At 35.6% G+C, this 13,700-nt stretch carries 11 protein-coding genes; 3 read left to right on the top strand and 8 right to left on the bottom strand.

Annotated features, from left to right (window positions below):
* Window positions 1–321 precede the first annotated feature (321 nt).
* The 8 genes from BM012_RS06915 to BM012_RS06955 form a co-directional block, all read right to left on the bottom strand.
* Window positions 322–1,662, bottom strand: a complete 1,341-nt coding sequence (locus tag BM012_RS06915) for an NAD(P)H-dependent oxidoreductase (RefSeq protein ID WP_061802817.1) — start codon at window positions 1,660–1,662, stop codon at window positions 322–324.
* A 1,290-nt stretch (window positions 1,663–2,952) separates the two neighbouring features.
* Window positions 2,953–3,906: a sugar-binding transcriptional regulator gene (locus BM012_RS06925; protein ID WP_061802815.1), complete on the bottom strand. Its 954-nt coding sequence runs from the start codon at window positions 3,904–3,906 to the stop codon at window positions 2,953–2,955.
* 299 nt (window positions 3,907–4,205) lie between these two features.
* The gene (locus BM012_RS06930) at window positions 4,206–5,486 is read right to left on the bottom strand and encodes an MFS transporter (protein WP_061802814.1); all 1,281 of its coding nucleotides are present in this window, start codon (window positions 5,484–5,486) and stop codon (window positions 4,206–4,208) included.
* Between the two features lie 155 nt (window positions 5,487–5,641).
* Window positions 5,642–6,595, bottom strand: coding sequence for a sugar-binding transcriptional regulator (locus BM012_RS06935; protein WP_061802813.1), 954 nt, complete (start codon window positions 6,593–6,595; stop codon window positions 5,642–5,644).
* 52 nt (window positions 6,596–6,647) lie between these two features.
* Window positions 6,648–8,045 (bottom strand): dihydrolipoyl dehydrogenase, encoded by a 1,398-nt coding sequence (lpdA, locus tag BM012_RS06940; protein WP_061802812.1) that lies wholly within the window; start codon window positions 8,043–8,045, stop codon window positions 6,648–6,650.
* 12 nt (window positions 8,046–8,057) lie between these two features.
* On the bottom strand, window positions 8,058–9,413 hold the full coding sequence (locus tag BM012_RS06945; RefSeq protein ID WP_061802811.1) for a dihydrolipoamide acetyltransferase family protein: 1,356 nt from the start codon (window positions 9,411–9,413) through the stop codon (window positions 8,058–8,060).
* Between the two features lie 13 nt (window positions 9,414–9,426).
* Window positions 9,427–10,425: an alpha-ketoacid dehydrogenase subunit beta gene (locus BM012_RS06950; protein ID WP_061802810.1), complete on the bottom strand. Its 999-nt coding sequence runs from the start codon at window positions 10,423–10,425 to the stop codon at window positions 9,427–9,429.
* A gap of 17 nt (window positions 10,426–10,442) precedes the next feature.
* Window positions 10,443–11,426, bottom strand: a complete 984-nt coding sequence (locus tag BM012_RS06955) for a thiamine pyrophosphate-dependent dehydrogenase E1 component subunit alpha (protein ID WP_061802809.1) — start codon at window positions 11,424–11,426, stop codon at window positions 10,443–10,445.
* Between the two features lie 252 nt (window positions 11,427–11,678).
* On the opposite strand from BM012_RS06955, the gene BM012_RS06960 reads away from it, so the two are divergent.
* The 3 genes from BM012_RS06960 to srlE are packed head-to-tail and all read left to right on the top strand — an operon-like array spanning window position 11,679 to window position 13,686.
* Complete coding sequence (locus BM012_RS06960) at window positions 11,679–12,062, top strand: transcriptional regulator GutM (protein ID WP_061802808.1); 384 nt, start codon at window positions 11,679–11,681, stop codon at window positions 12,060–12,062.
* A gap of 16 nt (window positions 12,063–12,078) precedes the next feature.
* Window positions 12,079–12,615, top strand: coding sequence for a PTS glucitol/sorbitol transporter subunit IIC (gene srlA, locus BM012_RS06965; RefSeq protein WP_061802807.1), 537 nt, complete (start codon window positions 12,079–12,081; stop codon window positions 12,613–12,615).
* A gap of 27 nt (window positions 12,616–12,642) precedes the next feature.
* The gene (gene srlE, locus BM012_RS06970; RefSeq protein WP_061802806.1) at window positions 12,643–13,686 is read left to right on the top strand and encodes a PTS glucitol/sorbitol transporter subunit IIB; all 1,044 of its coding nucleotides are present in this window, start codon (window positions 12,643–12,645) and stop codon (window positions 13,684–13,686) included.
* Window positions 13,687–13,700 lie beyond the last annotated feature (14 nt).

Consider the following 13,700-nt stretch of genomic DNA (forward strand, 5'->3'; position numbering starts at 1 on the left):
AGTTAAATTGCTTAAGTCACAATTTACTTTTATTATCTTATATAAATTCGTAATTTGAATAATGTAAAAAAATATGGTCCTTATCTCCTTGCCTAATATAGAGAAATCCTATAACTCTTATTATATTAACTCATGAATCTAAACAAAAATACAGACTATAAATTGTAAATCTATCAACATTTTTAGTCTTCATACAAATAGGGGAAAACCAGACCAAAGTGAAAAGCTTTTGACCTGATTTTCTTCATTTTATTTATTACATATTTACTATACTGTCTAGTTAGTTCTTCAGTTACTACAAGATTATTATAAATCTTTTATTTAGACTAAAAAGGGCCTTGGCTGTTCTAATTTATTTTTAGGGGATGAATTATTGCTACTCTGATTCTGTAAGGATCGTAATTTCCAAATCATTGATTCCCTTTCTTGTTCAATATCCCCATATCTAATAATTTCTCCTTGTTTTATCGGGCGAGTTACTACTACATTTTGATCAACCAATCCAATAGGAAGAGCATCTACTGCAGCAGAATCCCCTTGAGTTAGTAGTTTTCCATATACGGTATATCCGCCAATTCCATCAAGATGATCTCCTGGTTTTAGGTCCTTCTTTGCTACAGCTACTGTTTCAGCTTGTAGACCTTGCCATGGTGCAATTGTTGCTTCCTTATGGAAAAAGGCACGCGCGATTGAAAGTGGAGTTTCAAGGCTCGTCAAGTGGTAAGGACGGTATAACACATAGTTTGGACCATCCCCCATTTTTAGATAATTCATTTCATGATGAACTTCTTCTTTATCCGAAGAAATAATGGCAAATACACCTGGAGCAACTCCATTTACATAGTCAACAATTCCTTTATTAGCTAACACTCCACCTCTTTCCACAAGTTGAAATAGGGAAGGTAACTCCTTCACAGTCCCAGATATACCATGCATACCTGGTATATCTGGTAAAAAACCAGTAGCATTTGCGACTGCATTCATCTCTACCATGGTTTTCGTTCCGTCTTGGAACGAAGCAATCATTTTAGGGCTAGCACCTTTTGCTTTAGCTTCTACTTCAACAGAGGAAGGATTTGCTCCATGATTTAACGGATTATTTTTTCCTTTTCCTAATGCGATAATTTCAAATCCAATCGCATCCGCGAAGTCATACAATTCCATCACTGCTCCAGGCTCATCACCTGCTGATCCTGTATAAACAACTCCACTTGCATCTGCCATCTGCTTTAGAAGTGGTCCTACTGTTACATCAGCTTCCACATTTAACATGACGATATGTTTTTTATTTAAAATAGATTTCCATGCGATTTCAGCTCCTAAGTTAGGAACACCAGTTGCATCTACAATAACATCAACACTTGGTAAACTTGTAACTAAATCACTGTAAGCTGTGCCTATAGTCTTCCCTTGTTCAATAGCTTTCTCGGCTTCTTCAAGGTGGTCTGTTAAAACTATTGAATGTTCGTTGATGCCAGCTTTTAAATAAGCTTGTTGAATTAATGCAGGATGAAGATCTGCTGTTGCAACAACACGCATACCTTTCATACTTTCAATTTGAGAAATCATTCCTCTCCCCATTTGTCCACAGCCAATTAAGCCAACATGTATTTCTCTGCCTAATTTCTCTAAATCTCTTAATTTATAGTTTAATCCCAACATGTTTTAAGCCTCCTAACAGAATTTGTGAGTAGAATTTGTAATACATCGATAATAAGTGAACTCCTTTCTCTTTTATAACGATCACTTACTCTAAGCATTGCGGTTTTAGAAAAGATTACATACTGTTATTCATTAAATATAAAGAGGAAAAAGTTGAAATAGTTATTACTAAAAGATCTCAAGTATAATTAGATGGCGTTTACAAAGGTTCTGATAGTTTACTTTTGTTAAAATTATAGAATTTTATATAGGTGATGTCAATGTTTAAATTTTCAAAAAAATCACTTTAAAGTCTAATATATAGGGTTTATATCAATATTAAACTTATTTTTCAGTTTGATTCCCCCAAAAAATTCACCATTATTTTTACAAATGTAAAAATAACGAACGATCGGTAAGATGATAAAGGTGATTATTTAACCTTATACAAGTTAAGTGATAAAGAGGCTATAAATAAGAGGATATATTAACTAAGACCTTTTTATTATTATCATTGTTCAAGGTTTATCCTAAGAACATCTCGTAAGGCTTTTTGGAAAAATTAAAGAGAATGGGAAGATGAACAATAATCTTTTTCTATAACTTGTTCGCGTAACAGAAGTGGCCGATTTAGATTCAGTAAGATAGATGAGAAAAGAAAAAAGGAGATCAATAATGCAGCAACATAGGGGAGACATGATATTTTTAAAACAAATTCCATAGAGGGTACTTTAGTAATTAGTGAGGGAGAAATGAATAGAGTAACCATGCTACATATTAAGGAAAAAGTAGGCATGAGGGTGTTACACGAGTCGATGTCACTGTTGTCCCCTTAGAAGGTATCAATATTGTTTCAGCTCGTATCAGTAAAGCTTTAACTGTTTTAGCAGTAACTATGTGAGTAAGTATTTCACAAAAAAAGCTAGAAATTTAATTGTGTGTTAAAGGTAAAAATAAAAATATTGAAGATATACAGGAAGTTGGCACAAAAGTTAAACTTGTTTTAGATAGCGACGTAGTAATACCAGTTAATACAACCTTTGAAGGTATAGGAATCGATATTATGCTTGGATGTATTAACAGCTGCGAACCTCAAATGCTTAGGAGACGAGTTTCGAGGTATACTATGGCCTCAAATCTCAGAAAGGGTGCTTAGAAGTATAAAAATGGAAATGAATAATGTCCCAAAAATAAAATGAAAACACTTTATTTTTGGGACATTATTTTGTAAAATGTAAAAATTTTTAAAATAGAATAAAATTATACCTCATCTTACCTAAGAGTATTTTAAATATCTATTTAATCAACTTTTCATCTTTCTTCTAAAAGTGCTGAAGCTGTTTGTTCGTCTACTATTAACACATCTAAATATTTTCCTTTCAAAGCAGCCAACACACTTTCTAATTTATGTGTGCCTTCGACTACCCCAATGACTTCTTTAATTCCCCTTAGATCTTCTAACGACAAGCCAATTACTTTATCATTTAAAGGGTGATTAATCGTTTCTCCCGACTCGTCAAAAAAACGAGAAGCAATATCACCTACAGCTCCCGTTTTACGAAGGTTTTGTAAATCATCTTCCTGTAAGTAGTTAAGTTCTTTCATCGTAGAACCTCTATAAGGATTACCTATACCTACAAGAGCTAACTCTACTTCTTTCACTTCTTCAAGAACAGAAGCAATCTCTTTCATCGCTACTATGTGTTCTTTTAGTTCTTTTGTCTCTACGATCGCTGGAGCATACAAGTAGGAACACTTACAACCCATTTTTTTAGCTAACTCATAAGCTAATTGATTAGCATGAATTTCTACATGTTGCGTTCCCATACCACCTACAAGAGGTACAATGTTCATTTCTTCTCTTCGCTCGAACGGATATTCTTTCACCAGTTCAGCTAAAGTAGAACCCCATGAAATACCGAGCCTTTTTACGTTCATTCTTTTTAAATACTTAGAGAGATAATAAGCGCCCGCCTGTCCCACTGCTCTTTTAGTCATTTCTGGTGTTAATCCAACAGTCGATATAACAATGGCATCTTGTAATTCATACTTCTTTTCAAGTTGCAGTTCTAGATCCACAGTATGAGCACTTTCATCTTTGATATAAACCTCTACAATCCCAAGGTCTTTTGCTCTTTGTAAGAGTTTAGAAATAATAGGCCTTGATACACCCACTTTTTTAGCAATTTGTTGTTGTGTCCAACCATCTATGTAATACAGATTAGCTATTTTCACCATCTGCTTTCTTTCTTCCCAATTTAACATACAATCGCCTCTTTATCTGTTCATATGCTTTTTAGTATAGCAATAACTATATCAAATGAGAACATCCTACTCCTAAACAGAAATGAATTTTAGATAAATAGGAAAGTTTGGTAATAATGAAATTCCCTCTAAAACTAATTTAGAATGTTCTTTTCTTACATACGTGTAATTTATTCCAACTTATTACCTTTAAATTATTTAGATATTGTTTTTCATCTAGAGCATGGCTAGTTATAAAAAAAGGATGTCCTTTTAAAAGACATCCTTTTTTATGTTTAATAATTCGCAAACTTTAATACTTAATTCGAAGAACCTACTGTATCTTTTAAGTCAGTAAAATCAGCAGAAGGATTTTCTCCTTCCTTTTTAGGAAGCCGAATAAATTTCATTAAAAACGCACTAAGGAGATACAAAATGGTATAAATCCATATAATACCTAATGTACCTACACCACCGATGAAAGCGCCAACAATTGCAGGTCCAAGAAATGTACTTAGTCCTGCCCCAAGATTAAGCACTGACATAGCAGCTCCTTTGTTATTTCCTGCTAATGAAGGAATTAATGCAGATAAGGGAGCATATGCAGCTAAACAAGCTCCGAAGCAACAAGCTGTAATAGTTATAAAGATGTAATTTGTTCCTAAAAAGGCTGGAACATAGTAAAATGCTGCTGTAAAAATTGCACATCCTACCCCACCAAACCACATAACTGTATTACGCCACCCTAGTTTATCCCCTACAATTCCGAAGACTAAATTAAAGAAAATGTTACTGGTCCAAAGCGCTCCATAGATTTGTAACCATTCTGTTCTTGTAAAGCCAACTTCCATCATATAAGCAGGCATAAAAACAACAAAACCATATGCCCCAGTCGTATTAATGGTTCTTACGATACCACCCAAACCAATTTTAGGCTTTTCAAATGCAATTGTAATACCTTTTAATAAATATTTAACCATTTCTTGTCTCGTTTCAAAAGTTTTTCTGCTGCTGGAATCATTTTTATTTGTGATAATTGTAATTAGGGCACCTATTCCCGTAAAGATTACAGCGCTCCATAAAGTATGGATTTCCCCTAAAACAGGAAGCATAAAACTAGAGTAATAAGCTCCTAATACATTTAAGCCAGCTGCAAACGAAAACCAGAACCAACCTACAGCCGTTCCAAGTTTATTACCTGGCGTGTAGTATGTAAGCCAAACTAAAAAGGAGTAAGCAAATAGGGGATAACCCAATCCTCTAAGAGAATATGTTGGTATCACAATCCAAAGATTCATAGATGGTAAACCAATTGTTAAAAAAGCAATCGTTCCTATCAAAAATAATGTTATTCCCAATATCATAGCCTTTTTAGTTCCTAATATTTCAGCCAATACTCCCGAAAACCAAGAGGCAACGGCAACAGCAACTCCATAAACACTAAATAACAATGCAGCCTGTTGAATACTCAAACCATTATCAGTTAAATAGGATGATAACCATCCTTGCTCAAGGCCATCTCCCATCATAAAAAGTATAACTCCTAAGTAACCCAAAGCCATCTTAGAGTCCATGCCCAACCTTTTTAAAACTCTCTGCATACTTCTCTTCCCTCTTTTCCTTTATAGAAATTTATGATCAGAAAATTCAGATAGAATTGTTTTCAATACGTATCAAGATTGTTAAATTTATTAGGTTTTACATAAACGAGCTGACATCAAAGGAAATTTATAAAATGACCTTTGAGTCAGCTCTATTATTTCGCTTCTAAAAGCGCTAATGCAGTTTGTTCATCTATAATAAGCACGTCTAAATAGTTTCCTTTTAAGGCAGCTTGGGTGCTTTCCATCTTATGAGTCCCTTCAACCACCCCTATGACTTCTTTTACTTTCTTCAATTGCTCCAGTGGCAGAGCAATTACTTTATCATTTAACGAATGGTTAACAACAACTCCTGATTCATCAAAGAAACGAGATCCGATGTCGCCTACAACACCTAATTTTCGTAATTGTTTTAGGTCATTGTCTTTTAGGTAACCAAGCTTTCGCATGGAGCCTCTATAAGGGTTCCCTAATCCAATCAAGGCCACATCTACCTTTTTTCCTTCCTCAAGGACGGAGGAAATTTCCCTCATACTTACTAGACGCTCCTTTAATTCCTTAGTTTCTACAATGGCAGGAGCATATAAGTAGGAACACGTACAATTCATTTTTTTAGCTAACTCATAAGCTAATTGATTAGCATGAATTTCTACACGTTGCGTTCCCATACCACCTACAAGAGGTACAATGTTCATCTGTTCTTTTCTTTCAAACGGATATTCCTTCACTAATTCAGCTAAAGTAGAGCCCCATGAAATACCAAGTTGGCTTACATTCATTTTCTTTAAATGTTTAGAAAGATAATAGGCACTTGCTTGGCCTACCGCCTTTTTAATCATGTCTGTTGTCAATCCTATAGTAGGTACAACAATCGAATCCTTCAATCCATAACATTTCTCTAATTGTTGTTCTAATCCCACGGTATGAATATTTTCATCCTTAATATAAACTTCAACCACTTTCGAATCTCTTGCCTTCTGCAATATCCTTGAAACAATAGGCCTGGACACACCCACTTTCTTAGCGATTTGTTCTTGTGTCCAACCATCCATATAATACAAATTAGCTACTTTAACCAGCTGCCTTCTTTCTTCCCAACCTACTACCATGTCATCGCCTCTTTTTAGCTAAATGTATCTCCTAACAAAGATATATCCTTTATTAGACAAGAACACTTTTCTTTCTCATAGAGTTTATACTATTAATCGCTGCTTCATAGAATGATTCAGCAACAGCTGGATGAGGATGGATCATCTTTGAAACTTCCTCAACCGTTCCCTCTAAATATATAAAAGCAGAAGCTTCAGAAATCATTTCGGTAACATGCGAACCAACCATTGTTACACCTATGATTTCTCCATAATTTTCTTCATACACTATTTTGACAAAACCATCTGATTCTCCTGAAGCAAGAGCTTTTCCATTTCCAGCATGATCAAAGCGCTCGACTCGAACAGATATCCCCTGTTTTTTTGCTTCTTCTTCTGTGATTCCTACACTTGCTACCTCAGGTAATGTATAGATACAACGAGGCACTACTTTATAATCAATTTTATCATTAAATCCAGCTGCATTATTAGCAGCTATAATCCCCTCTGCACTCGCAACATGCGCTAATTGATAACCTCCAACCACATCACCAACTGCATAAATTGAAGGAACACTTGTTTCCATTTTTTCATTTACTTTGATAAACGGTCCTTCCATTCCAACATTTAGATTCTGAATAGCTGAAAGATTAGGTTTTCGCCCTACACTCAAAATAAGAGTCTCTGCTTCAAAGAGATGTTCTTTCCCTTTTGCATCTATACATGTCACAACTTTTTGCGTGTTTTGTTCTTGGACTTTGGTTACTTTCGTACTTGTATAAAAACGAATTCCTTTTTTCTTAAGGAGTTTGTTCAATATCTTAGAAGCGTCTATATCTTCACTTGGAATAATACGATCTGCTGCTTCAATCACTGTTACTTCTGCTTTCAAACTAGCAAAAATACAGGCAAACTCTACTCCAATGACACCCCCACCAATAATAACAACTGATTTAGGGATCTCTTGAATATCAAAGATTGTATCACTTGTATCAAAATCAACAGAGGATAAGCCTTCTATTGGTGGGACAATAGGGGATGATCCTGTAGCTATAATAATACGTTCAGCTTGAATTCGTTCTTCTTTCTCTTTTGACTCAATTTTAATCACTTTTCCTTCTTCAATCTTGCCAAAACCTTCGTAGACATCTATCTTTCCTTGACTTAGTAAATAAGAAATTCCTTGACGCAAACGCTGAATAACATCATCTTTGCGTTTTTTCATTTTGCCTAATGAGAAAGAGAGTTCCCCTGTTTCAATTCCCCATGATTGTGCTTTCTCAATAGATTCAATTATCTCAGCATGTTTCAATAATGTTTTAGAAGGAATGCAACCTCTATTTAAGCACGTACCACCTAAGAAGTCAGCCTCAATTAAAGCAACTTTTTTTCCAAGCTCTGCCGCGTGTAATGCGGCTACATATCCACCTGGTCCTCCACCTATCACTACAACTTCATAAACATTTACCATACTTTTCACCTCTTATACTAGCAATTCAAACGGATTTTCTAGGACACGTTTAAGTTCCGTTAAAAATTCTGCTGCTGGAGCACCATCAATTACACGATGATCAAACGACATACTTAATGTCATCATCGGACGAATTTTAATATTATCGTTTACAACAACCGGTTTTTCTAGCATTCTCCCTACTCCTAAAATAGCTGTTTCTGGTTGATTAATAATTGGTGTAAATACATCTATTGCATACATACCAAGGTTACTAATTGTAAATGTGGAACCTTTTAATTGATCAGGTAATAATTTTTGTTCTCTTGCACGTTTCCCAATATCTTTTGCCTCCATCGTTAAGTCTGCTAGGCCCTTTTGGTTTACATCTTTAAGAACAGGTACCATCAATCCATCTGGAACAGCAACCGCCAAACCAATATGAACAGTGTCATTGTATATAATTTCATCATCTATAAAAGATGCATTAACTGCTGGAAAACGTGATAATACTAATCCTACTGCTTTGATGATTACTTCTGTATATGATAGACGCAGGCTTGTTTGCTTTTCAATAATAGGTAAAAGTTGAGTGCGTAATTCTTTTACCTTCGTCATATCAACCTCACTCGTTAACGTAACATGAGGCGCTGTAAAAGCACTCTGAGACATACGATCTGAAATGATTTTACGCATGCCACCAATTTTTCTTCGTTTCTTAGAGGAATCTGATTCTTTTATACCTTTTTCTTGAATAGCTGTAGATATATCTTGTTTAACAATCTTTCCGTTCAGGCCACTTCCTGAAATTGTAGTTACATCTATGTTCTCTTGTTGAGCTATTTTATTAGCAAGTGGTGTGATTTTCGAATGCACTTGACCTTCCTCTACATACTGATTAACGTCTTTTACATGAACTCTTCCATTTGGACCACTTCCGGCTACGTTTGTTAAGTCCACTTGCTTTGTTTTTGCTATCCTTTTTGCTGCTGGAGTAGCACGTGGTTTTGTGCTAGAAATAACTGAGGTGGCTACTAATCGTTTTTCGTCCTTCTCAGTTTCCGTTTCTTCTTGAACTGATTGCTCACTTGATTCATTTGATTCATTTGACTCACCCGACTCACCTGGCGATTCCTCAGGTACTTGTTCATCTGCTTGACCAATATAACCAATTACATGATTAACCGGAATTTGATCGTCAGTATCAAAATACTTTTTCAATAAAACACCATCGTCATATGCTTCAACTTCAATGTTAATCTTATCTGTTAGGATTTCAAAAAGTGGTTCTCCTATTTCAACCCTATCTCCTTCTTCTTTAAACCACTCAAGGAGGGTACCAGTCTCCATCGTACTACTTAATTTCGGCATAAAAATCTCTTTTGCCATATTTTCACTCTCCTTATTTAAAACGAACTGTTTCTTTGACTGCTTCAATAATATCTGGTACTTGAGGAACCACAGCCTTCTCTAATGTTGGATTATAAGGAATCGGCACTGCTAATCCTCCTAATCGTTTGATTGGAGAATCTAAATAATCAAATGCTTCACTTTCAGCAATCATACTAGCAATCTCACCACCAAAGCCCCCACGTTTAACTGCCTCATGGACGACAATAAGACGGCCAGTCTTTTTTACAGATTCTATAATAGTTTCTTCATCTAAAGGGACAATTGTGCGAGGATCAATGATTTCTACTTCAATACCTTCTTTCTCCAATTCTGCTGCTGCTTCTAATGCTTTATGTACCATAATTGCTGTAGCTACAATCGTGACATCTTTTCCTTCACGTTTAATATCTGCTTTTCCTAATGGAATAGAGTACTGTTCCTCCGGTACGTCGCACTGTGTCCGATATAATAATTTATGTTCATAAAAAATAACTGGATTGTCATCATCCATTGCAGCCTTTAATAAACCTTTAGCATCGTAGGCAGTAGAGGGCTGAACAACTTTCAAACCAGGAATGTGAGCCATCCAAGCTTCTAAACTTTGCGAATGTTGTGCTGCTGCTCCGGTACCAGAACCAGCAGGTGTCCTTACAACCATCGGAACTTTTCCCTTTCCACCAAACATGTAACGTGTTTTAGCTGCCTGGTTTACTAGTTGATCCATTGCAATAGTGATAAAATCTGAAAATTGCAATTCTAAGATTGGTCTCATACCAGTAAGAGCAGCTCCAACCGCCCCACCTGCAATGGCTGCTTCTGAAATAGGGGTATTACGAACTCGTTCTGGTCCAAATTCCTCAATCATTCCGCGCGTCACACCAAATGCTCCGCCATATACCCCAATATCTTCTCCTAGTATAAATACATCTTCATTTTGGCGCATTTCTTGACTCATAGATTCCCTAACTGCTTCTAAATACGTAATTTCTCTTGTTTTAATTTCCGTCATATTAATTCCTCCCAACTTTAAGCATAAACATCTTCTAAGAGACTCTCTAACGGTGGTTCTGGACTATTTTCAGCAAACTTCACAGCTTCTTCAATTTCGTGCTTTGCTGTTTCTTGTAATTTATTTGCTTCATTTTCAGTCAATATTTTCTCTCCTATCAATAAATCCTTAAATCGTTTAATACCATCTTTCTTTCTCCACTCTTTTTCTTCTTCACGCGTACGATATTTTTTCGCATCACTTTTAGAATGACCTTTCCAACGATAGGTTTTCATTTCAATTAAAGCTGGTCCCTTACCATCACGCGCCTTCTCTACTGCACCGTGGACAGTATTCATGATTTCAATCATGTCATTTCCATCTACCACTTCTCCAGGAATTCCGTAAGCAATTGCACGATCTGCGATATTTTCAATTTTTGTCATTTCCTTTACAGGACCGGACATTCCATATTGATTGTTCTCACAGATGAACACCACTGGTAACTCCCAAATAGCTGCTAAGTTTAATGCTTCATGGAAACTCCCTTCATTAGAAGCACCATCCCCGAAAAAGCATAAGACTACATAACCTTGATTTTTCATTTTAGATGTTAATGCAGCACCTACAGCAAGTGGAATCCCTCCACCTACAATTCCATTTGCCCCCAGATTCCCTTTTTCGACATCTGCAATGTGCATTGAACCGCCTTTTCCCTTACAATAGCCTGTTACCCTACCAAACAATTCAGCCATCATTTTATTAACATCACCTTCTTTTGCAATGCAGTGTCCATGACCTCGGTGAGTACTGATAATTTTATCCTTGCTTTGAAGCGCTGCAATTGATCCAGACGCTGATGCCTCCTGTCCTACACAAAGGTGAGTAGTACCATGAATCATTCCCTTTGCAAAAAATTGATCGACTTTTTCATCAAAGTATCGAATGAGCCACATTTCTTTATAAAGATTTTTAAGTTTCTTCTCTGTTATATGAGAAGGCAATTTTAATGTGCTGAGCATGATTTTTCCTCCTTATTTACATTTGTTCAATTAAGTTACCTTTGTTAACATCATATTTATTTTCAGACAATTCGTCAAGTACAAAAACTTCTTTTCAATATATCAATTGAATAAACAATAAAAATTACATTTAAATCAAGGTTACATAAATAGTTTTTTGACTATTCAGATTAATTTTATTGACAACCTAACAGAAGGGAAATTATACTTAACAAAAGTAATATTAATGAACCTTTGTTAAGGAGTGTGAGTATGTGGGGGATATTCATTGTAATCTTTATAACTCTTTGGCTATTACAATCTTTTATGACAAGGAAGCAATTAAAGCACTACCATCAAACCATAAAGGAAATGAGCAATCGATTTTCTGGTTATCTAGGAGTAGGAGTTGATAAAAAAAGACTAGGGATTGGAACTGTTTTAATAGTGGTAACCAATTCAGAAGGGATTATTGTTGATTGTAGAATGATGTCGGGAGTTACAGTCTTTGCAAGATTCAAAAAATGTAAGCGTTTTAAAGATCTTGATATTTTAGATATAAATATTTTAGATTACGAAGCTAAGTACCAATCCTCTTTAAAAATGGCAATTGAAAAAATATATCAACAAATGAAAGAAACAGTTCCTATGTTATGAAAAGGGAGGGAAAATGATGGAGTGGTTTGTAAAATTGGCAGAAGGGTTTATAGGTATGTTTGAAAAAGGGGGAGAAACATTTGTTGGAATGTTAACAGGAATTGTTCCCACCCTCCTATGTTTAATTACGGCTGTTAATGCCCTTATTAAGTTGGTTGGTGAAAATAGAATTCAGAGGTTTGCACTAAAATGCACTAAAAATATTATTTTAAGATACACTTTGTTTCCCCTATTAGCTGTTTTTTTCTTAACAAACCCAATGGCCTACACGTTCGGAAAGTTTCTACCTGAAAAACAAAAACCTGCATTTTATGATTCAGCTGTTTCTCTAGTCCATCCAATAACTGGACTATTTCCACATGCAAATGCAGCTGAATTATTTGTTTATACTGGTATATCAGCAGGGATTATTCAATTAAATCTATCCTTGGGTCCATTAGCGATTCGTTTCTTTATTGTTGGGATGATCGTAATTTTAATTAGAGGGATTATAACAGAAAAGATTACGATAAAAATGATGAAAAACAAGGAACTAAAAACGGCGTCTAACTAATCAAATTTAAAGAAAGGAGGAAAATTTATGAGTCAAAGTCAGGCTGTTCTAACTTCATTTAAGAAAGTTAAAATATCCAAAGGAAATGGTGGATGGGGAGGCCCGTTATTTATTAAACCGAATGAAGTACGAAAATATATTGTATCAGTCACTGGCGGTGGGATACACCCCACCGCCCAACGAATTGCCGATTTAACAGGTGGCATAGCTATAGATGGGTTCAAAACATCTATTGAGAGTAACCAAATGGCTTGTGTCATTATAGATTGTGGAGGAACTGCTCGCTGTGGTGTCTATCCCAAAATGGGAGTAATGACAATTAATTTAATGCCCACGTCTCCGTCAGGACCCTTAATGAATTTTATTAAAGAACATAACTTTGTATCAGGTGTTAAGGAAGATAATATTGAATTCCTCTCAGGAGAATCTAAAGATACTGTCCCGATTCAAGTAGAACAACAGACAGCTACTCAAACACCTCAACTACTAAAAGAAGAAGCTAAGAAAAAAGCTGCTCAGTACACCTCAAAAGAGACAGGTAAGACATCACTTATTGAAAGACTTGGGAGAAGTATGGGTGGAATAGTCGGCATATTCTATCAAGCTGCACGTGAGACTGTTGAACAGGTTATTAAAAATATATTGCCTTTTATGGCCCTAGTTAGTACCATTATTGGCATTATTTTATATACAGGAATTGGAGATTTAATCGCTAAATTTGTATCTCCACTGGCTGGAAATATTTTAGGACTTCTACTTCTATCAGTTATTTGTGCAGTGCCCCTCTTATCGCCACTACTAGGTCCTGGAGCTGTTATTGCTCAGGTTGTAGGCGTATTAATTGGCGTGGAGATTGGTAGAGGAAATATTCCACCAAACTTAGCTTTACCAGCTTTATTTGCAATCAATCCTCAAGCTGGATGTGATTTTGTTCCAGTAGGACTAACCCTTGGTGAAGCTGATTCTGAGACAGTTGAAGTAGGTGTACCAGCTGTACTAATGTCAAGATTAATTACAGGTCCACTATCTGTAGCTATTGCTTATGTATTTAGTTTTGGTTTATACGAATAACAAATAACTGGAGG

The sequence above is a fragment of the Priestia endophytica DSM 13796 genome, assembly GCF_900115845.1.
GTDB classification, from domain to species: Bacteria; Bacillota; Bacilli; order Bacillales; family Bacillaceae_H; genus Bacillus_I; species Bacillus_I endophytica.